The following is a 22,653-nucleotide window of genomic DNA, read 5'->3' on the forward strand; positions in this document are numbered from 1 at the left end:
CGATGGTGTTCGACCATCCCAGTCCGGATTCGATTGCGACATACCTGTACACGCTCTTTCATAAGCCTTCAGGTCCATCGCTGATGGAAGAACTCGATCGCCTCGCAACTCTGATCACGAAAAGTGCTGGGGTTGAGATCGGTTCGGCTGCCCCGAGACTGCGTGAGTTGGCAATGCTGGCTGAAACAACTGCAACTTCGCCGCCCCCGCGTGCGTCCGCCGACGAGCTTTCCGACGATGACCTCGACACGGCCAGCGACGAAGAGCTGTTCGCAATGCTCAACGAGCTCGACTGATCCGAGATCGAGCCCTCCCCCACGACCACCTACGAGCAGGAGAACACCGTGGCCGACGACCAAGAACTCCGTACCTATCTCAAACGCGCCATCGCTGACGCCAGAGAAGCTCGGCGGAAGCTGCGCGAAGTCGAAGACGGCGTCCACGAACCCATCGCAATCGTTGGGATGGCGTGCCGCTACCCGGGCGGTGTCAGCTCACCGGAAGAGTTGTGGGACTTGGTTGCTGACGGAGTGGACGCAGTCGGACCATTCCCGACCGACCGGGGCTGGCCTTCGGATCTGCACGACCCGAACCCCGATCGAGCTGGCAAGGTGTACACAACAGGTGGAGGATTTCTTTCCGGAGCCAACGGCTTCGACGCCAGCTTCTTCGGCATGTCGCCACGCGAGGCCATGGCCGTCGACCCACAGCAGCGGCTTCTGTTGGAGACCACTTGGGAGGCCGTCGAACGCGCGGGTATCAACCCGATAGCGCTGCGTGGTAGCCGCACTGGTGTGTTCATGGGCGTGATGTACAACGACTACGGATCTCGTCCCGGATTGTCACCGAAAGAAGAGGGTTATCTGTTCAGCGGGAGCGCGGGAAGCATTGCCTCAGGCAGACTCTCGTACACTTTTGGATTCGAGGGTCCTACGGTCACGATCGACACTGCATGCTCCTCTTCTCTGGTTTCGCTTCACCTGGCTGCAGCTGCGTTACGCCGCAATGAATGCAGCTTGGCTGTGGCCGGCGGAGTCACCGTCATGTCGACCCCGACCGCTTTCATCGAGTTCTCTCGGTTACGCGGATTGTCCGCCGACGGCCGTTGCAAGTCTTTCTCCGACGACGCCGACGGAACAGGATGGTCGGAGGGGGTTGGTGTGTTGGTCCTGGAGAAACTATCCGATGCAGAGGCCAACGGGCACCGCGTTCTGGCTGTAGTCCGCGGATCGGCGGTCAACTCGGACGGCGCGTCCAACGGACTCACCGCGCCGAGTGCGCCAGCACAGGAGCGGGTAATCCTGCAGGCGTTGTCTGACGCTCGTCTGGTACCGCAAGACGTCGACGTGATCGAGGCACACGGCACAGGTACGACTCTTGGCGACCCGATCGAAGCCCGGGCGGTACTCGCAACTTACGGCCAGAGCAGATCTGGGGCAGCACCGGTTCTGCTCGGCTCTCTCAAGTCCAATATCGGTCATGCACAGGCCGCGGCTGGAGTCGGCGGCATCATCAAGGTCGTTCAGGCAATGCATCACGGGACAGTGCCGAAGACGCTGCACGTCGGTGTCCCCTCGTCCCACGTCGACTGGGAGTCCGGAGACCTCGATCTGGTCACGGAAGCCCGGCCGTGGCCGGAGGTCGGGCGGCCAAGGCGAGCTGCTGTGTCCTCGTTCGGATTCGGTGGCACCAACGCCCACGTAATTCTCGAAGCACCGAGCTCGACCTCAGCGAACTCTGATCTCGCTGAACCTCAGCGGGGACGAATTTGGGCGGCGCACGCGGCGGATTCGACGGACGGGCAGCGCTCGAGCATGCCAGTGCCGTGGGTGCTGTCCGCCCGCACCAGTGAAGCCCTGGTCGAACAAGCGCGAAATCTGGCGGACTGGGCGGAAACTGCGACGGTCTCGGACCTCGATGTCGCCACGGCATTAGCTCAACGCCGGGCGGCGTTACCTCTCCGTGCGACTGTCACGGGCTCTGATCGTGAGTCTCTGGTGGCCGCGCTACGCGGTGTGCGAGGCGGCGTGGCCGCTCGACCAGGAAAGACTGCTTTCGTATTCAGCGGACAAGGTAGTCAGCGAGCAAAGATGGGAATCGAGCTCAGCAAGGCATTTCCTGCGTTTGCGATTGCGTTCGACGAGGTCTGCGCCGCGCTCGACTCGCACCTGGACCCTCCACTCCGCCAATTGATTTCCGACGGAGACCTCAACCTGACCCAACACGCCCAGCCCGCGCTATTTGCGTTCGAAGTTGCGCTGTTTCGCTTACTCAAGTCCTGGGGGATACATCCGGATGTACTCGTCGGTCACTCGGTCGGAGAGTTGGCCGCAGCTCATGTTGCCGGGGTGCTATCGCTGCACGATGCCGCAGCAGTAGTGGCTGTACGTGGCCGATTGATGGGCGGGCTTCCTGCAGGAGGGGCAATGCTTGCTGTCGAGGCCACCGAGGACGAGGTGGAACAGCTGCTGACCGCTGGTGTCGGAATCGCTGCGATAAACGGACCGAATTCGGTTGTTGTGTCTGGTATCGAGGCCGAGGTGTTGGCTATCGAGAAGGCGCTGGCGGGACGCCGAACCTCGAGACTGGCAGTCAGTCACGCGTTCCACTCACCGCTTATGGAACCGATCCTTACCCAATTCCGTACCGCACTGATCGATGTCGCGGTCAAGTCCCCGAACATTCCAATTGTCGCGACAGCCGAGATCGACGCAGAATGGGGAAGCCCGGAGTACTGGGTGAATCAGATCCGTGAACCGGTTCGGTTTCACGCCGCAATCAGCGCGCTGGGTTCGCATGGTGTGCGAACCGTACTGGAGCTGGGCCCAAGGCCTGCACTGTCCGGTCTGATCGACTCCGACACGATCGCCGCTATTCCGGTTTCACGAAACGGGCGGGGTGAGGTGGAGTCGATTGTGGAAGCACTGGGTCGTCTGCATGCCCAAGGCGGGACTGTCGACTGGACTGCATTGCTTGGCCAGGGCCCGGTCGTCGATCTACCTACTTACGCCTTTCAACGCACGAACTACTGGCTAGATCAGTCCCACCACAGATCCGATGAAAGTGCGACCGATCTGGGGAGCAACGAGCACCCGCTGGTCGGCGGATTGGTTCACTTGGCGGACGAGTCGGCGACCGTTTTCACGTCGCGAATTGGAGTTGACACCCACCCTTGGCTGGCCGATCACCGCATACAAGGCACCTTGCTGTTGCCTGCGACAGCTCTTTTGGAGATGACCGCACATGTGGGGTCGATTGCAGGCACGCCGTTCGTCGCAGATCTAACTTTGACGGCTCCAATTTCGCTGCCGGATCAGGGTGTCGTCGATCTCCAGTTCATCGTAGATCCACCAGCCGCTAGGGATACGCGCCAGCTCAGCGTTTATGTTCGGCATGATGACGAGGATGTCGATTGGAGTCCGTGTGCGTCCGGGCAGTTACACGCGGCCGCCCCTGACCCGTCGGTAGCAATCATCGACGTATGGCCACCGGACGGCTCAGTCGAAGTAGTGCTCGACAATCTCTATGACCACGTTACCGGCGACGGATACGACTACGGAACATCTTTCAGAGGGCTGGTTCGGGCTTGGACTCGGGGCGATGAGATCTTCGCCGAGATCGCTCTTCCGGAACAGTTGAAGGTCGACTCGTCCCGGTACGCGTTGCATCCTGCTCTGCTCGACTCGGCGCTTCACCTTCTGCTCCCTGGTGTCTTGGACGAACGCCCTGCGGTGCTCCCCTTCAGCTGGACCGGTGTCTCGATCACCGGACGCTTGGGCGCGGCGGGCAGGGTTCGATTGACCCGTACCGGACGCGATTCGGTTGCGATCCTCGTCGCGGACGAGGCCGGACTGCCCGTTGCAGAGATAGCGAAGCTCGCTTTACGCGAAGTAAGCGAAAAGGTCTCAGCATCAACGATCTTGACTCTGCGCTGGGATAAGTTGGACCGCCCGGACGCACCGCTCGATGGCTGGGCGGGGTTCGGAAACGTTGCTGGACTACCGAATTACTCGAGCTTCGAGTCACTGGCCGCAGCTGCTCCTCCTGTCGTTGTAATCCCGTTCCTGCCTGCGGGTGTGCACCCTGATGCCGTGCGGTCCGCAGTACTGGATGCGCTGACCTTGGTTCAAACATTCTTCGCCGAGCCCCGACTGCAAGATTCCAAGCTAGTTGCAATGACCAGCGGAGCCGACGGGCCTGACGCTCCAACAGATCTCGCGGGTGCCGCAGTACTGGGTCTGTTGCGCACAGCTGCCGCAGAGAACCCTGGTCGAGTAGTCATGGTGGATGGTTCAGAATCTGCGGGTGACATGGCGGCCGCTGTTGCTCTGGAAGCCGAACGAGTTGCTATCCGGAGCGGCGAGTTTCTGGTCCCTCGCTTGACGAAGGACTCCTCCCCGACCGAGCCGAAGAGGTGGGACCGGGGCACAGTTCTGGTCAGCGGTGCAGGGGGCACTCTGGGCGGATTGATCGTTCGGTGGCTCGTCGCGGAGCATGGGGTCAAACGTTTGCTTCTGGTTGGCCGATCCGGATTCATGCCGCCTGACCTGTTGGCTGATCTGAGAAACGTCGAAGTCGTTGTAGCAGCTTGTGATCTCGCCGACCGTGACTCGTTGGCCGGTCTCCTGGCCGAAATTCCTGACGGCTTCCCTCTGACCGCGGTGGTACACGCAGCGGGAATAGTCGACGACGGAGTTCTCACAAGCCTCACTGCTGACCATGTCACTGCCGTGCTCAGGCCGAAAGTCGACGCCGCGTGGAACCTCCACGAACTGACGAGCGAATTGAACCTTGACGAGTTCGTTCTTTACTCCTCGATCGCCGGAGTACTCGGAACAGCCGGCCAAGGCAATTACAGTGCTGCGAATGCATATTTGGACGCACTTGCCGGATACCGCCTAGCGAGTGGGTTGCCTGCGACCTCACTGGGATGGGGACTGTGGGCCACATCGAGCACGATGTCCGACGGGCTCGATGAAACCGATCTGCATCGTGTGAACAGCATGGGTCTACGGCCCCTGGAGCAGAACGCGGCACTGGCCGCCTTCGATAGGGCCGAGGGCGTTGTTTCGATAACCGAGCTGAATAGAACCGTTCTACGATCAGGCGGACCCCAGGTTCCAGAACTGCTGCGTCATATCGTCAAATCTCGCAAACACACCGATGCGGGCCCGAGAATCCTGGACGCCGCGGCCGTATTGCATCTCGTCCGTACTCACGCTGCCGAGGTGCTTGGCTACGCTGACCTGGCCGAGATCACATCGCACCAGGTTTTCTCCGAACTCGGATTCGATTCACTCACATCTGTCGAATTGCGTAACAGACTCAGCGCAGCAACAGGTCTGGCGTTGACAACCGGTTTGGTATTCGACTATCCAAGCCCTGTAGCGCTCGCAAACCATCTTTCGGACCGACTGGCCGAGAGTTCGGCGGTGCCAGAAACATCGGACTTCACGTCACATTCATCTACTGACGAAGACCCGATCGTCATAGTCGGCATGTCCTGCCGATTCCCCGGTGGCGTTAACACACCCGAGGAGCTGTGGAAGCTCGTCTCTGAGGGCAGAGATGCCATCACGGAGTTCCCGGTCAACCGCGGGTGGAACGCTGAGATCCTGTACGACGCAGATCCAGATCGCACAGGTAAGACCTACAGCACCAGAGGCGGGTTCCTACACGACGCTGACCAGTTCGATGCAGCGTTCTTCGGGTTGTCCCCACGCGAGGCACTTGCCACCGACCCACAGCAGAGACTGCTGCTCGAGACGGCTTGGGAGGCGATCGAAGGCGCAGGCATTGACCCAGAATCTCTGCGGGGTAGCCGGACTGGCGTCTTCGCAGGCGTCATGTATCACGACTACGGCCGCAACGCGCCGGCTGAAGTCGAGGGCCACCTTGCAGTCGGCACCCTCGGAAGTGTCGCCTCCGGACGCATTTCGTACACCTTGGGACTCGAAGGTCCGGCATTGACTGTCGATACTGCGTGCTCGTCGTCACTGGTAGCGCTACATCTTGCTGCGCAATCACTACGAAACGGCGAATGCGATATGGCCCTGGCAGGCGGTGTGACTGTTATGTCGAGCCCGACGGCATTTGTCGAGTTCTCCCGACAACGCGGCCTATCGGCCGACGGCCGGTGCAAGTCGTTCTCGCTGACGCCGACGGAACAGGCTGGTCTGAAGGGGCGGGTCTGTTGGTGGTGGAGCGGCAGTCCCGCGCGAAAGCCCAGGGACACACAGTCTTAGCCGTCGTGCGCGGATCTGCGGTGAACCAAGACGGTGCTTCCAACGGACTGACGGCCCCGAACGGAGTATCGCAACAACGCGTTCTACGAGCGGCCCTCAACGACGCAAAGCTCCTTCCGTCAGAAGTAGATGTGGTCGAAGCACACGGCACTGGAACCAAACTCGGGGATCCGATAGAGGCGGAGGCGTTGATTTCCGTCTACGGCAACGATCGGGATGTCCCTTTGGCAATCGGATCACTGAAGTCCAACATCGGACACGCCCAAGCTGCAGCCGGAGTTGGTGGCGTGATCAAGATGATCATGGCGATGCAGCACGGCATCCTTCCACGTACCTTGCACGCTACAACTCCCTCTCAGCACGTTGATTGGTCGACAGGAGCAGTTGAGTTGTTGACCGTCGCCAAGGACTGGACGGTCGGCCGACGACGGCGGGCTGGGGTGTCATCCTTCGGCATCAGCGGTACGAACGCGCACATCATCCTCGAAGAACCAGACGACACACCCACACCTCAGATAGCGATACCGGCAGTGGTTCCCTTGATCGTGTCCGCTCGAACAGACACCGCGGTGCGAGATCAACTGGTACGACTGCGCGATCACCTGGTCAGCCAGAAGATCGACCTACGCTCTGCAGCAAGAGCGTTGACGGACCGGTCTCGATTCGACCATGCCGTCGTAGTGGCGGTGACGGAGAATACCGACGTCGTCTCAGCCCTAGAGGATTCGGTTCTTCTGCCACCGGGATCGGCGGGCAAGCTGGCATTTGCGTTTACGGGGCAAGGTAGCCAGCGGATCGGCATGGGGCATGGCCTCTATCTGACGTACCCCGCTTACGCTGCGGAGTTCGACGAAGTATGCGCCGCGTTCGACACCCATCTCGATAGACCGCTGTGTGATGTCGTTTTCGGAGGCGGGTCCGACCTCGATCGCACCGAGTACGCCCAGCCTGCTCTCTTTGCCGTGGAGGTCGCACTTGTTCGTCTCCTGGAGTCATGGGGAACCGTCCCCGATGTTCTCGTTGGGCATTCGATCGGCGAAATCGTCGCCGCACATGTAGCAGGCGTCTTGACGCGCACCGATGCGGCCACTTTGGTGGCGCCCGAGGCCGCTTGATGCAAGCCCTTCCCGAAGGTGGTGTGATGATTGCTGTCGCCGCCGGTGAGGACGAAGTACTGCCACTGCTGGCCGAGCACCGCGAGGCTACGTCGATCGCCGCTGTCAACTCACGTCACTCGGTCGTGCTGTCAGGCAGTTCGGATGCGCTGAAGGGTGTCGCACACCAACTTTCAGTCCGCGGTAGACGCACTACTCCGCTTGTGACCAGCCATGCGTTTCATTCACCATTGATGGACCCGATGCTGACCGAGTTCAGGGAGATAGCACGGAATCTCACTTACTCCGAGCCGACGATCGAAGTCGTTTCTGCTCTGCAGGGTGGTTCTGCGCTCACTGACCCGGAACATTGGGTGGATCACGTCCGAGAGTGTGTTCGGTTTGCCGATGCTGCAACCAGTGTGGTGCAAATCGGTGCCACCACTATCTTGGAAATTGGCCCCTCCGCCGTGCTTACGGGGCTTCTTTCGGATCAGCTTCCAGCGGGGAGTATGGCCTTGCCTGCCTTGCGCAAAGACCAGGATGAAGCCCGCACTCTGGTGACGGCCATGGGCATCCTGCACTCCCGCGGCGTAACAGTGAATTGGGATGCACTGCTTGGTCCGAGACTGCGAACAGCCCTGCCACCGTACCCATTTCAACGGGATCGGTACTGGCTCGAGTATGCGTCCCCGGAGTCGATCCAACCCGCGGTCGTCGGACTTGTTGCCATTGACCATCCAGTCCTCGCTGCTGCGGTGCCATTGGCCGACACTGGAGAGATTTTGCTGTACGGCTCCATATCCGCTCAGTCCTTGCCTTGGCTGTCCGAACACATGGTGGCCGGCGCACCGGTAGCTCCCCCGGCGGTCTTGGTCGAGGTGGCGATGCGCGCGGGTGCGCAGGTCGGGGTCAACGTGTTGCACTCATTGACTATCGAATCCCCGGTAGTCGTCGACGGAGAGGTCCGTTTGCAGGTTCGTCTTGGAGCTCTGGACAGCGACGGAGGCCGGGAGGTCACGCTACATGGGTCGGTGGGCACCGATGAGACGATTTGGACCCGCCACGCGCATGGCCGCGCTGTTTCGAGAGACGACGCACCGCAGACGAAAAACATTCGGAGGCTGGGTCGTTCGGGAAGTGTGTTCGACCCACAGTTGCTCGACACCGAATTCCCTTCGGAGATCGGTGCCACCTACTGGCGAGGACCGGTCGAATGGCACGACGTGCAGGTACGAGACGGGCGCGCTCACGTCGGTGACGTTGTGTACTCGGAAGTCGGTCTAGGTGCATTCACCGTCGGACGATCTTCGTTTTCGAGCGTGGATTGGTTGCCCCTTCCGGCCGAGGTAGCAATGAGTGGTGCTCCGATTCCGTTTGCGGTCATAGGCGAGGCACCACACGGCGCAACTGCGGTTTTCCCAGATGTGCAGACTCTGGTCACCGCAAGAGCCGAGGGTGCCGCGTTCGCTGCAGTAGCGATCTTTTCGGATTCCAGTGCCTCTGCGGCTCAGGTCGTGGACGAGTGGCTCGCTGAGCCGAAGGTTGCCGATATCCCCCTCGTTCTGACCACTGTGGGCGGTGTGTCCATCAGTGACGGTGAGGTGGCCGATGCCGCACAGGCCTCTGTCTGGGGTCTGGCCGCCGCGGCGCACGCCGCAAATCCGAGTCGTGTGTTCGCTGTCGATATCGAACCCAATGGGGCACTCGTGATTCCGGAGGTCATTGTCACGTACGCCGAACCTCTGGCAGCCGTACGAAGGGGGACGGTGTTGGTGCCGCGTCGCGGTGCCATTGACCCTGCGGGCCCGGTGGTAGACCTCCCGGACGGGCCCCTGGCTCTGTCGCTCGATCTGAATCTGGCGTCCATTCTGACCGGACGTGAGGTTGTGGAGGTGGGTGAGCGCGCCGCGCTCACCGTTGTGAAGACCTGTGCAATCGACGAAATGCTGCGGACAGCCGAGAGTGTCCCCCTGGATGGGATGCTGGTCTTCCTCGTTCCGTTCGCCAGTCGAGAAGACCGCTCGGCTGCCGGCGCAGCGGGGTGTGCCGAAGCAATAGCAAGCACGAGGCGTGCACAGGGGTATGCGTCAGTCGCCGTGGCGCTGTTTCCTGGAGACGACCCCGCTGTCGTGGTGGCCGCTGCGCTCGGAAGTACTATTTCTGCTCTTGCCGAGTTGATTCCGGTGCAGGCAGAAAAGGCAGGCTCTCCATCAGGGCACGGCCGATTGGATCTCACCGATCTCACCGATCCTCAAGCACAGCGCGCTGTACTCGATCGCGTCCGTGGTGAAGTGGCCGCGGTTCTCGGCCATCGCAACCTCGGGGTAGTTACAGCCGATACAGCCTTCAACGACCTCGGATTCGACTCCATGATGGCGGTAGAGCTGCGAAACCGTCTGGCTTCGGCGAGTGGAATCGCACTACCCGCAACCCTCGTCTTCGACTATCCGACGCCCGCGTCTCTCGCGGAGGCGCTAGCCGATGAGATGACTCATAAGGCAGAGGAGCCAGACCTGGTACTTGCCGAACTCGACCGTTTGGAGAATGCGCTGGCGTCAGTAACCGACCCCATCGATCGGTCGGCGGTGACCGTTCGTCTCCGCGCTCTTCTGACGCAGTGGAACGAGGCATCCGACACCGAATCGGCGTCCAGTGCCGCAGAGCCCGACCCGCTCAGCGACGTGACTTCCGACGAGTTGTTCGCCTTGATCGACAAGCAACTCGGCCGCACCTCGGGATAGCCGAAGCGTTCGCGTTAGCCGACCGGAACGACTGAATCTTCAACGCACAAAGGTGGATCGAATGGCAGACGAGCAGAAGCTCATGGAATACCTGAAGCTGGTCACCGCTGACCTTCAAAAGGCAAACAAGCGTGTCACAGAGCTGGAATCTGCCGAACCGGAACCTGTTGCAATCGTCTCGATGGCGTGCCGCTACCCCGGTGGGATAATGAGTCCTGATGATCTTTGGAGAACAGTCAACGAGGGCGTCGACGGTACCGGACCGTGGCCGACAGATCGTGGTTGGGACGTCGAAGGGCTCTACGATCCCGAGCCGGTGTTCCCGGCAAGTCCTACACCAACAGAGGTGGATTCATAAACCACGCGACAGAATTCGACGCTGGGTTCTTCGGCATCTCTCCTCGCGAGGCCGCAGCTATGGATCCCCAACAACGGGTACTGCTGGAGGTGTCCTGGGAAGTATTCGAACGCGCAGGGATCGATCCCAACGCATTACGAGGAAGTCGCACCGCCGTGTTTGCAGGAGTCGGCGAGCAGTCATACATCGGTCTCGCTGGCCCCCAGGAGCTAGAGGGCTTCCTCATGACCGGCAAGCTGTCGAGTGTTGCTTCTGGACGAATCGCGTACACCTTCGGATTCGAGGGCCCCGCAATCACAGTCGACACCGCGTGCTCGTCATCGCTTGTCGCCCTTCACCTTGCCATCCAGTCGCTGCGAAGTGGAGAGTCGTCACTGGCACTGGCGGGCGGGGCAACGGTGTACGGCTCACCCAGCGGATTCGTGGAATTTTCCCAGCAGCGCGGGTTGGCCTCGGATGGACGAGCGAAATCGTTCGCAGCATCCGCAGACGGGACCGCTTGGGCAGAAGGTGCCGGCCTATTGCTACTCGAACGACTTTCGGACGCCCGAAGAAACGGTCACCCGGTACTGGCAATACTTCGCGGGTCGGCCGTGAACTCCGATGGTGCATCCAACGGACTCACAGCACCGAGCGGTCGGGCGCAGGAGAAAGTCATCCGGGACGCCCTCGCGGACGCACGACTGAATTGGGTCGATGTCGATGCCGTCGAAGCACACGGCACCGGGACTCGACTCGGCGACCCGATCGAAGCGAATGCTCTCTTGTCCGTGTACGGGAAGGACCGTACCGAACCATTATGGCTGGGTTCGTTCAAGTCCAACATCGGACACAGTGTCGCTGCAGCAGGAGTTGGCGGCGTGATCAAGGTCGTGCAAGCGATTCGACACGGAGTGCTACCCAAAACACTCCATGTCGATGCTCCGAGCCCCGTAGTCGATTGGTCGTCAGGATCGGTCGAATTGTTGACCGAAGCCCGTTCCTGGCCCGACAACGGAAGACCCAGGCGCGCGGCCGTGTCAGCGTTCGGCGTCAGTGGCACCAATGCGCACCTCATTGTCGAGCAAGCCGATCTCGCACCTCTCACCGAGCCAGCCGAACATCACACCGATGGCATTCCACTACCAGTCATATTGTCAGGGAGAGGCACTCGTGGACTCAAAGCTCAGATCGATTCGCTCACAGCACATTTAGAAATGCACCCCGAACTATCCGTTCTCGACGTAGCAAATTCCCTCGCGACTGGACGCGTGGGGTTCGACAGACGTGGCACAGTCGTTGCAGCTGACCGCAGTCAGCTAGCTGCCGGCTTGCAAAAGATCGGTGACGGGACAGCCGCCTCAGGAGGACGTGTCGCATTCTTGTTCAGCGGACAAGGCGCGCAAAAGCTAGGTATGGGCCGCGAACTCTCCACGCGCTTCCCTGTGTTCGCGGAAGCCTACAGCGAGATCATTGCAGCTATCGACCCACACCTGAGTCGAGCACTCGATGACGTTCTCGACACCGACCAGGTGCACCACACCGAATTCACCCAGCCCGCACTGTTCGCGTTCGAAGTTGCCCTACACCGACTTCTGACGTCTTGGGGTGTTCAGCCCGAGATCGTCGCGGGCCATTCGTTGGGAGAGCTTACCGCTGCACATGTTGCTGGAGTGTTGTCTCTGCCGGATGCAGCGCGCTTGGTAGCAGCTCGCGGCCGTTTGCTGGGGGCGCTACCCACAGGCGGAGCGATGGTTGCAGTCGCGTGTGCGAGTTCCGCTCTCGATACCCTACCCCGCGGAATCGACATCGCTGCCATCAACAGTCCGACGTCAGTAGTGCTGTCCGGGCCAGAAGACTCCCTGCACTCCTTCGTTCAGACACTCAAGCGACTGGGTGTCCGAACAAAACCGCTGAACGTCAGCCACGCCTTTCATTCCTCGTTGGTCGAACCAATGCTCGACGACTTCCGGGCCATTGCCGAATCAGTTGTCTACCGTCAACCCACGATCCCGGTTGTCTCCAACGTAGACGGAAAGTTGTCCACATCGAATCGCTTCGATGCAGATCATTGGGTTCGACACGTACGCGCCGCTGTGCGATTCGCGGATTGCATCGATACTCTCGTGGCCGAAGGAATCGACACCTTCGTAGAAGTCGGACCTTCCTCTGTTCTCACTCCACTGGTTCTAGAGGGCGGAAATGAAGCAATCGGCCTCCAACAGGGGAATTCCGAAGTGGTCGAACTGCTGGAGGGCCTTGCAGCGACCTACCGACGGGGGGGGCGCATGTGTCTTGGAACGCCTTCTTCGCCACCCTCGGCGCTCAGCAGATCGAACTTCCGACTTACCCGTTCCAACGCGACCGGCATTGGGTCGTCGATAGCGCAGTCCGAAACGACCCGGCTGCCGATTCTCATCCTCTACTCGATACGACACTCGCTGTTGCGGGGCGCGACGATTTCGTCTTCACCGGCACCATTGCAGCTCACAGCCACCCCTGGGCAAAAAGAGACTCGGTTATGGCCACTGCCCTGGTTGAGATGGCGCTCGGCGCAGGAGACCGAGTAGGCACCCCGCGAATCGAACAGCTGACCGTGCGGACCCCCCTTGTTCTGCCACCCCGTGGTGCGCTGCACTTCCAGATTCTCATCGACGAGCCTTCTGATGGCGGACGAGCCGTCGCCATCTACTCGCGAGTCGAAAATCGAAACTCATGGACTCTGCATGCCGACGGAGTTCTGGGCCAGTCACGTCGCCCTGCGATCGACATCGGGCTGTGGCCTGACGTAGCCGTCGGGGCTGCAATTACCTCGGGCGCTGAGACCTGGGTTGATGTTGAGGTGGATGAGCCGACCGATGGGTTCGCCTTGCACCCAACGCTGCTCGCCGATGTACTCGGCTTGGCAAGACCAGGATCGTCACCTACTCATTGGCGCGGTGTCGAAGTAACGGCTTCCGGTGCCAGCCGGGTCCGCACGCGTGTCAGCGCGACAGGAGTCGACACAACAGCGCTCATCATCTCCGATTCTTCCGGCGGAACCGTCGCCGTTGCTGACGAAGTCCGCCTGACGACGTACACGGATGCAGCAATGTCGTCGGCTCTTCTGCGGCCATCGGACACACTCCTTCGTCCGAGCTGGATCTCGTTGGTGAGACTTGACGACAGCTCCAGTCACCACGGCGAGGTGGTATCCCACGCGCCCGAACTGGATTTGCACAAACGCACGCAAGCAACGCTCGAGTCGCTCCAGCGCTGGATTGAATTGAACAGTGGCACAAAGCTGGTCATCGTCACGCGAGGTGCATTCTCAGTATCGGGAGAGCCGATCACCGACCTCGCAGGCGCGAGTGTGTGGGGTCTGGTTCGATCGGCTCAGTCCGAGCACCCAGGAAAATTTGTGCTGATCGACGCTGATGAGTCGCCGACGGACGAGCTGATCGCTCGAGCGGTTTCGTCCGGTGAGTCGCAGGTTGCAATCCGAGGCGAACAGCTCCTGGCACCCAGGCTCCGGCGGGGACCGTCTGACATTGCACGTCCTTCAGGGCATTGGCACGGCACAGTGTTGATCACGGGCGGAACAGGTGCGCTCGGCAGGATCCTTGCACGCCACTTGGTCATCAATCATGAAGTTCGCAGCCTTGTACTGACCAGCCGTTCAGGCATAGCGGCGTTCGGTGCCCGCGCCCTTGTCGATGAGCTGACAGGCCTCGGGGCGAAAGTCGAGGTCGTGGCCTGTGACATCTCGGACAGGAATGCCGTCGGACGATTGGTGGCTGAACACCCGCTCAACGGCGTCATCCATGCAGCGGGAGTCACCGACGATGGACTTATCGATAAGCTCACCCCCACTGACCTTTTCGCGGTACTCGCTGCCAAGGCCGACGGCGCTCGTCATCTGCACGAACTAGCAGGAGACGTGAGTGCATTCGTCCTGTTCTCGTCCCTTGCGGCCACCATCGGCGGTGCAGGACAATCCAACTACGCTGCAGCCAACGCTTACCTCGACGGGATAGCAACGATGCGGGCAGTCGAGGGAAAGCCAGCCACCTCTATCGCGTGGGGCCTATGGAACCTTGACAGCGGAGTAACCAGCCACCTCGGAGCTGCTGATCGTCGCCGGATAGAACGTGCCGGTTACCTGTCGATCGACCCTGTACTCGGCGTGGCAGCTCTGGATGCTGCTGTGGGCGACGGGGCACCTGTACTGGTCTCTGTCCCACTGGACGAAACCGCTATGCGTACGCGCCCAGATCAATTGCCCGCCGTTTTTCGGGAGATCATTCGAGTACCCCTTCGGCGCAGTGCGACTGGGCCGGAGAACTCGGGGTCGTGGGCCGACCGTATTGGCACACTCACCCCTGACGAGCGCTCCGCGGCAGTCCTGGCCGAGGTCCTGGATACAGTTCGTGGCGTCCTAGGGCACGCAGACAGCGAGTCGATTCACTCCACGTCGGCGTTCTCAGACCTTGGATTCGACTCGCTTCTGTCGGTTGAGCTCCGCAACCGTCTTGCGATGTCATCCGGGCTTACGTTGCCACTGACGGCACTTTTCGACCATCCCACGCCGACCGCTCTGGCCGACCATCTCGATGGGCAACTCACACCCGACGGAAATTCCGATGCAAGTGGGGTTGATTGGGACGCCGAGATAGCGCTTCCCGACGACATCGAACCCTCCAGCGTAAGAATATCTGCAACCGACGACCCCGAATGTGTGTTACTCACCGGGGCCACCGGCTTTCTCGGCGCGTTCGTGCTGCGGGAACTACTGCAGCTCAAACGCGCCCGTGTCCTCTGCCTCATACGTGCGGAGGACACGGCCGATGCTTGGCGAAAGCTGCGCGAGAATCTGACGTGGTACCGGATACAAGGAGATATGACACGAGTCGAGATCGTCGTGGGCGACCTAGGCGCGGCGTCACTAGGCCTGCCGGCCGAAGAGTTCGATCGACTTGCGACGACGGTCGATGCGATCTACCACGCCGGAGCTCAGGTCAATTGGCTGCAGCCTTACCAGGCGCTCAAGGCTGTCAACGTCGAAGGAACCATAGAGCTGCTTCGCCTTGCGGCCATGCACCGCACCGTTCCGTTGCACCACGTATCGACAACCGGCGTATATGCGGGCCCCGCAACTCCGGGCGTCGCATTGCGGGTCGGTGACCCAGCAGGGCCTGGAGACGAGCTACCGAGTGGCTATACCCAGAGTAAATGGGTGGCTGAGGAAATCATCGGTCTCGCCCGTGAACGCGGCTTGCCGGTTTCGGTGTACCGGGTAGACCTGATCTCCGGTGATCGTGTGACCGGAGCCTGCCAAAAGCGGGACTACGTCTGGCTGGCTCTCAAGGGCTGATTCAAGCCGGCTGTTACCCCCAGAACCTGAGCGCTCCTCTACACATGGTGCCGGTGGACTTTGCAGCCAACGCGATTCTGCGCCTGTCGGGAATGCCCTCTACCGCAGGGCGAGTGTTCCATATCGACTCACCGAGCTCAGTCGATTTCGCCGAGATGATCGACAGCCTTTCCGCATTCGGTTACGCCTTGCAGGAGCTACCATACGACCTGTGGCGGGCAGCAGTAACAGGGCAACGCAACAACGCGATTCTTCCACTTCTGGACGCATTCGACATGATGCTGGCCGATAGCGGGACATTCTATCCCGCCATCGACACCTCCGATACTGACGACGCACTTGGCGGGCATTGCCCTCCAGTTACAGAAGATTTGGTGAACACTTACGTCCGATTTTTCATCGAATCACAATGGCTGCCCGAACCCTCAACGACCTCGAACAGCGTACGGCATACCTCATCAGCCCCTTTGAGCTGACCAGACCCGTAATTTCCTTCTAGCTCCGTGAAATCAAAGGGGTCCTCCCTCGACGCCGAGGGAGGCGCGTCCAATCATCCGGACTCAGGGTTCGAGATACTACGAAGAATACATGACTCAAAACCCAAACGTCAGCGGATGGTGACTAAAGTACCAAGGAAATAGTCCGCCTTCACTTCGGGATACCCCGAGGGAATAGGCGGCCGATAACCATTTCCGCGACTTCGCGATGGTGGGAGTCCAAAAAAAAAGTGTCCGCCAGGGAAAGCTCGCGCCTCGAAACTTTCCGAGGTGTGTTCGCTCCAAGCTTCGATCTCATCGCGAGAGGCTCTCGGATCCCGGTCACCAAAGAGCGCAAAAATAGGGCAGCTGACATCCAAACCCGGTTGGTACCGATAGAATTCGGACGCACGATAGTCGTTCCGTATTACGGGAAGCAACATTCTTCGAGTATCCGCGTCTTCAAATATATGCAGGTCGGTTCCGCCGAGTTTATGCAACTCTCGCATGATATCCACGTCGCTATCCAGTGGCACCTTCTTTGGTGGGAGCACCGAGGGGGCGCGTCTGGCCGACACGAACAACGCGCTCGCAGGCGCTCTACGTCGCTCCCACCGTCGTGCTACCTCGAACGCCAGAGTGGCACCCATACTGTGCCCGAAAAAAGCTGTCGGCATTGTCTTCGAGGAATCAACCACATCGGCAACACAATCGGCCAACTCCGATATGGAATCGATCAGGGGCTCACGGTGGCGATCCTGCCGACCTGGATACTGAATCGACACTAGCTGCACTGGACTTGACGCCATCGACTCCGAAAGACCGCGATAGTAGGTCGCAGATCCTCCCGCATGCGGGAAACAAATCAATTGCGCCTTCGCGTCTGGCACTGCATGAAAGCTTCTTATCCACAATGAAGTGTCAGCAGGTTTCAACTTGTCTCACCTTTTCCGTAAGCAACCAATTTAATTCATCACATATCCAACAATACGTGCCCGAACCAACGCGGCCCGAAGCTACTGGCCTCGCCACAGCTCCAATGCAGGCTGCGCGGACAAAGCGGCTCTGACGAATTGCAATGGGCACCGCAGGAGAAACGCCTTCTTACGCCCTGATTAAATCGGCGGCCCGTTCCGCGATCATAACTGCGTGTGCATGTGTGTGCCCGCGGGGAGCCGAAGGAATCACTGATGCATCGACTACGCGCATTTTAGTCGTACCGTAGACCCGGAGCTGGTCATCGACAACCGAACCGATCGCGCACGAACCGATGGGGTGGAACACTGTGCTCGCACGATCACGAATGTAATCAATTACAGAATCGTCCGATGGCCAGGGATCGACCGGTCCGTCGTGCTTGTCGCCCAGCGCATCCAAGATCTTCTTTGCAACTTTCAATCCGGCGAGGTAAGCACTGACATCAGCCGGCGCAGTTAAGTATCGCGGATCAATGTACGGTCGCGAATTTGGATCGCTGGATGCGAGCGATATGATCCCCCGACTTTCAGGGCGCAAGAGAACTACGCCCAACGTGTAGCCGGGAATCGTCAAACCTGCACTATCAAACGCTATGGGTGACCAGATCAATTCCAAATCCGGAGGACCGTCACCGCCGTCCGCTCGCAAGAATGCAACACCCTCACCGATATTTGATGTCAGAGGACCCATCCGCTTTTGCTCATAGCGCTCACGAGAGACCCCCAGAAACCGAGTCGCTGCCGCGGCGTTAACTGCCAAGTCTAGAATCGTGTGATCCTGCAGCATAAGTCCTACCGGAAGATCCACCAGCGGTTCAATTCCGACTGCTTGCAGCTGTTTTGCAGGTCCGATACCCGAAAGCATCAACAGATGGGGCGAGCCAACAGATCCGGCAGACAGCACGACTTCGCGCCTAGCCGCTACCTCAAAGTCCTCGAGACGAACCCCGGTTGCCGTCGAACCATCGAAGAGCACGCACTGCGCCGTCTGACTGCTGAGCACTGTCAGGTTTGGACGACCGAGGACAGGTTTGAGATAGCCGTCAGCTGAACTCCATCGTGCACCGTAATGTTGAGTCACTGGCGTCAGTGCGCACCCCACGTTGTGTATCGCCCCCAAACCGCCACTTGGGCGATGGATCCCAATCGACTCGCATGCCTCTAGAAACAGATGAGTGCTCGGGTCCGGGTCTCGTTGAGGAGAGATCCACAGAGGACCGCGCGTCCCGAACGCGCGACCTTCCTGCACCGGACCCGACCACCGTTCGGCACGGCGAAAATATGGTGCCACTTTCTCGGCGCTCCAATTTTCCGGCCAACTATCGAAGTCCGCTGGGTGGCCGGGAACCCACATCTGGAAGTTGATGGAAGAAGAGCCCCCTATCACCCGGCCTCTGGGCCACGAAACAGCGCGGCCACCCAAGCCGGATTGAGGCTCTGTGACATAATCCCAATCAACCTCGGAACCGAGCAGCTCCAGCGCGCTCAGAGGAACCGTGATGTCCGGATGGCTATCGGCACCGCCGGCTTCCACGAGCGCAACACTGACCCTTGGGTCTTCGGACAACCGTGCTGCCAGCACACAGCCTGAGGAACCAGCCCCCACTATCACATAGTCGAACGTTCGCGCCTTATTCACGAGATTTCCGATCTAAGCCTTTGAGGTCGTCGATTCGCGGTTCAGGAAACTAGTTGAGATACCTGGCCCGAAGCTACTAGTCCGGATTCCATGGCCCCTTCGACGTAGCCGCTCCAACCGGACGCAATATCACTGGTAGCAAAAAATATGCGGCCTTGAGGTTGCTGGATTTCTGGAAACAACTTTGTCAGCTGTCCAGGTTGTCTGAATGACCATCCGCCCAACGAGAAAGCGTCAGACCCCCAATCTTGTCCTCTAGCTGCAAATACTCGGGCGTTCGGTACTACCAGTTGCAGTGCCTGTTGGATCTGTCCGGCGTTGTTGACATCGAGACGAGGGTCGCTGCTGAACGCAGTCATGAGCCAACCACGACTAGTCCGTTTGTGCGGAACTAGCGTATCGATCGGGTAGCCCTCGGGTGTATGAACGTAGGTGTTGCCGATTGTGTCCGACATGTGCAGACACATCTTCTTCGCGGGTGTGACACCCACAGTTTCGAGAGAGGCTTGACGCTTTGCCGGCGAAAGCCCAGGACTGAACTCAATGTGCCGCCAATTATTGACTGGGACCGCCAGCACTACTGAACTCGCAGAGTGAGATGCTCCGCCCCGGGTGCGGACAATTACTCGACGCCCGTCGTCGACTATGGACTTGACTGGCGACGAGAGTCTGATTTCGGCACCGGACTCCTCGAATATAGTTCGCGCTAGCCTACTCATGCCGCCAATTGGTCGGAAAGTATTAATTCCATAGTACTGTTCCGCATTATAGTTGCAGAGTGCCCACCAATGCAGGAACTGCGTGTACGCAGCGCGGTTCGATCCGCCACCTAAGCCACCAGTTGCACCGCTGAGCCACCGTTCGTCCAGTACAGACAATCTCATGGAATCCAGGTGCTCCCGGACGCTCCGATTATCCGATTCGCGAAGTACTCCCGAAGCCGCGAGCGGATTGTACGCGTCCGGAAACAGCTCAAGTGCTTGGTCAGCAAAGCGAGTCAACAGCTCGCCCTGGCGCCCGAACGACTCGGCGGGTGCAATTGGGGCGAACCCGCTTTCGGTCGGAAAAATCGTATTTTCGGCTGCCGGGTCTGCTATAAAGCCAATACGTTTAGATTCAATTTCGCTCCATACATTTTCCTGCAAACGATCTACCCATGTGCCCCCCAATTCAATCTCTTCACCCTCAAAACTGGATGTCCACGCACGACCACCGATCCGGTCCCGCGCTTCGAGTACAAGAACTTTGAGACCCATGCGTCTGAGAGCACGTGCAGAGGTTACGCCCGCAAAACCGGCACCAACAACTATTGTGTCGTATGCAGGTCGAGTACTGTTCGGCGCAGCAGCAGCGACCCCAGGAGCGAACAGGCTACCCGTGACTGCGCCCGCTACAGCTGCCTTAAGCAGGCTACGTCTGGTAATACTGTGTTCGCGCACTATTGGTTCATTCATCGTTTCGCGTCCCGGGCTGGATTCGGTCTACAGAAAGGAAGATTGCGGGTCGAGCCCTACCAGTACACGCCCGTGGACCTCCAGGCTCATGTCCGGAGACATCAGACCGTGAGTACTCAGACCAAGCAGGTCGCGGTGGTAGCGTTGAAATGCCGAAAGCTTGCTTAGCGCAGATGCACCGGCGATCGTCTGAAGAAGCTCAATTGCCTCCTTTACCAAAAGAATGGCCATTCCTGCTTGGCCGCGAACAGCTGCCTTTTCTTCCCACGTTGGGTGCTTCCCTTCGTCGGCCCGGCACTGAAGGAGTTCGACGTATGACGCTGAAAGTGTCTCCGCCGCAGAGATCTTGTTTGCAGCCAATGCGACCTTGTGTTGCGTCAATGGGTGTTCTCGCTGCTCGGTCCATACGGTGTAGGCGAGGCTTTTGCCAGGCAGACGGGTGAGGAATACTTCCAGTGCGCCTTTAGCCATACCAATATAGGCCGCGACGGACTCCGCCACTACGTAGCTGATAAGACTGTACCCGCGGCCTGGCGCTGTTGGCGTCCGAGTCGGTTCCCCGTACAACAGCGCCTGCTCAGCGGTAACTACGCGGTGTGAAGGCACAAACACGTCCGTCGCGGTTGTGGTCGAACTCCCGGTGCCAGATGCGGCAGAAACATGCCAATCGTCAGCGATGGTGAGCTGGTCCATGGGAACCATAGCGAACACCTCATCTTCCGTACCATCAGAACGCTCGACTATGGCAGCCACCAGATCCCAGTGCGCCCCTCTGCAGCCTGTGTTGAATCGCCAAGAACCATTTAGTTGATAGCCGCCCGGTACGGGCTTTGCACTTGCAGTAGGTGTAAATCCCCCCGACACGCGCACCGACCCGCCGGCGAAAATCTCCTCCTGCGCTGCGTCGGAGTACAACGTCGTCATCCAAGCACTTGACACCCACGAAACTGAAACCCAGGATGTAGACCCACAGCCGCGTGCAATCTCCGTCAGTACGTCGATTTGTTCGGACAGCGGCAGATCAAGACCACCAAAACGTTTGGGGACAGACATAGAAAAAACTCCAGCCTGATCCAACATGTCGATATTTCGTTGAGGTATCCACCGGGACTCGTCGGCCTCGAAACCGTTTTTGCGCAGTTCAGGCACCAGTTCGCGGACGGAATTCAGTACAGCACTCATGAGATTTCCACTCTTTCTATGTAAGGAGGACAGGCAATGTTGCATGGCCATTGGAAATAAACGATCCCAACGGTTGCAGTGCGGGCACAGGTACCGCCAGCTGCATCTTCGGGAACCTCTCGAATAGAGCTGATAGACCGACCGTTGCCTCCATCCTCGCCAGAGGTGCCCCGAGACAATGATGCACACCGTGGCCAAACGCGAGATGATCACGTGGATTCGGTCTAGTCGGATCAAACTGCGTTGCCGTCGTCCCGTGCACCTTGCTGTCGCGCCCACCGGCTCCGAATGAAATTACAATTGGGTCACCTTCATTGATGAAGGTTCCTTCTCCGACCTCAATACCTGACACGGCGTATCGAAGCGGTAGATTCGGAAATGGCGCTTCCAAACGGAGTGACTCTTCAATAACATTTTCCCATGACTGCGCTCCGGACGTTACGGCTTTGCGGTGTGTTGCGTGCGTCAAAAGCAGGGTGATGGTCTGATCGAGCAGATTTACAGTAGTCTCGTGACCTGCCGTGAACATCAGCAGCACAGTATCTACCAACTCGCGCTCATTGAGGACTCCATCCACATCGTCATGGGCTTGTATCAACGCGGTTGTCACGTCGTCACCCGGTTCCTTCCGTTTCATCGATATCAGATAACGGAGATGCTCATATAGCTCTAACTCATTGACTTTAACTTGCGCAGAGGAAGCCGATGTGTCCATAATTTTATGCACTGTTCGCAGCAATGGATCTCGTAGAATGTCTGGAATGCCCAGTAGCTCGGAAATTACTTGTACCGGCAGTGGATACGCAAAGCGCTCGCGAATGTCGACGACTTCACCGTGGGGTACCGCCGCGAGGGTACCCAATAGGTCCTCAACGATTGCTTCCACACGTGGGCGCATGTCTCGTGTACGTCGAGCAGTGAAAGCCTTACTCACTAACTTACGCAATCGCGTGTGCTCGGCACCGTAGGCGGTAATCATGTTTCGATCAGCCACCCACATCGCGAGCGACCAGGTCTGCGCTAATTCACTGTCCCCGTTACCCCACGCTGGCCAATGCTGGTAGGTGTCGCGTGAGACGCGATCATCGGTGAGCAGCTTCTTTGTCAAAGCGTAGTCGGTAACCCACCATGCGATGACACCTCCAGGGAGCT

General features: G+C 59.3%; 12 protein-coding genes and 3 pseudogenes. 10 read left to right on the forward strand and 5 right to left on the reverse strand.

All coding sequences use genetic code 11. The features are described 5' to 3' along the window. Positions 1 to 2 precede the first annotated feature (2 nt). The 10 genes and pseudogenes from RHBS_RS29570 (at position 3) to RHBS_RS01170 (ending at position 16,249) form a co-directional block, all read left to right on the forward strand. A complete protein-coding gene (locus RHBS_RS29570) occupies positions 3 to 296 on the forward strand; it encodes a hypothetical protein (protein WP_236745325.1) in 294 nt (97 codons plus the stop codon). 48 nt (positions 297 to 344) lie between these two features. After that, positions 345 to 6,245, forward strand: a pseudogene (locus tag RHBS_RS01145) (SDR family NAD(P)-dependent oxidoreductase); the annotation flags it as partial. A 20-nt stretch (positions 6,246 to 6,265) separates the two neighbouring features. Beyond that, positions 6,266 to 7,360: an acyltransferase domain-containing protein gene (locus RHBS_RS01150; protein WP_187298316.1), complete on the forward strand. Its 1,095-nt coding sequence runs from the start codon at positions 6,266 to 6,268 to the stop codon at positions 7,358 to 7,360. Between the two features lie 26 nt (positions 7,361 to 7,386). After that, positions 7,387 to 8,355: pseudogene (locus tag RHBS_RS32020) on the forward strand (acyltransferase domain-containing protein); the annotation flags it as partial. A gap of 306 nt (positions 8,356 to 8,661) precedes the next feature. After that, positions 8,662 to 10,083, forward strand: a complete 1,422-nt coding sequence (locus RHBS_RS30010) for a beta-ketoacyl reductase (protein WP_237668914.1) — start codon at positions 8,662 to 8,664, stop codon at positions 10,081 to 10,083. 61 nt (positions 10,084 to 10,144) lie between these two features. Further along, positions 10,145 to 10,441: a beta-ketoacyl synthase N-terminal-like domain-containing protein gene (locus tag RHBS_RS29575; protein ID WP_236745323.1), complete on the forward strand. Its 297-nt coding sequence runs from the start codon at positions 10,145 to 10,147 to the stop codon at positions 10,439 to 10,441. Next, entirely contained in the window at positions 10,348 to 12,990 is a 2,643-nt protein-coding gene (locus RHBS_RS30020; RefSeq protein WP_374700513.1) for a type I polyketide synthase, read from the forward strand. The genes RHBS_RS29575 and RHBS_RS30020 overlap by 94 nt, the downstream gene beginning before the upstream one ends. Next, a pseudogene (locus tag RHBS_RS32025) lies at positions 12,897 to 13,919 on the forward strand (hypothetical protein); the annotation flags it as partial. The gene RHBS_RS30020 and the pseudogene RHBS_RS32025, both read left to right, overlap by 94 nt. Before the next feature lie 63 nt (positions 13,920 to 13,982). Then, positions 13,983 to 15,773 (forward strand): thioester reductase domain-containing protein, encoded by a 1,791-nt coding sequence (locus RHBS_RS30025; protein ID WP_237668915.1) that lies wholly within the window; start codon positions 13,983 to 13,985, stop codon positions 15,771 to 15,773. Positions 15,774 to 15,817: 44 nt separating this feature from the next. Continuing rightward, the gene (locus tag RHBS_RS01170) at positions 15,818 to 16,249 is read left to right on the forward strand and encodes a hypothetical protein (RefSeq protein ID WP_128644640.1); all 432 of its coding nucleotides are present in this window, start codon (positions 15,818 to 15,820) and stop codon (positions 16,247 to 16,249) included. Positions 16,250 to 16,380: 131 nt separating this feature from the next. On the opposite strand, the gene RHBS_RS32030 is transcribed toward RHBS_RS01170, so the two are convergent. The 5 genes from RHBS_RS32030 to RHBS_RS01195 form a co-directional block, all read right to left on the reverse strand. Continuing rightward, entirely contained in the window at positions 16,381 to 17,139 is a 759-nt protein-coding gene (locus tag RHBS_RS32030; RefSeq protein ID WP_374700514.1) for a thioesterase II family protein, read from the reverse strand. A gap of 214 nt (positions 17,140 to 17,353) precedes the next feature. Then, on the reverse strand, positions 17,354 to 18,865 hold the full coding sequence (locus RHBS_RS01180; protein WP_121869377.1) for a GMC family oxidoreductase: 1,512 nt from the start codon (positions 18,863 to 18,865) through the stop codon (positions 17,354 to 17,356). A gap of 41 nt (positions 18,866 to 18,906) precedes the next feature. Further along, entirely contained in the window at positions 18,907 to 20,319 is a 1,413-nt protein-coding gene (locus tag RHBS_RS01185) for an NAD(P)/FAD-dependent oxidoreductase (RefSeq protein WP_121869376.1), read from the reverse strand. Between the two features lie 27 nt (positions 20,320 to 20,346). After that, entirely contained in the window at positions 20,347 to 21,501 is a 1,155-nt protein-coding gene (locus tag RHBS_RS01190; protein WP_121869375.1) for an acyl-CoA dehydrogenase family protein, read from the reverse strand. Positions 21,502 to 21,517: 16 nt separating this feature from the next. Continuing rightward, the gene (locus tag RHBS_RS01195) at positions 21,518 to 22,609 is read right to left on the reverse strand and encodes a cytochrome P450 (protein ID WP_237668916.1); all 1,092 of its coding nucleotides are present in this window, start codon (positions 22,607 to 22,609) and stop codon (positions 21,518 to 21,520) included. Positions 22,610 to 22,653 lie beyond the last annotated feature (44 nt).

The organism is Rhodococcus sp. BS-15 (assembly GCF_000813105.1).
Taxonomy (GTDB): Bacteria; Actinomycetota; Actinomycetes; order Mycobacteriales; family Mycobacteriaceae; genus Rhodococcoides.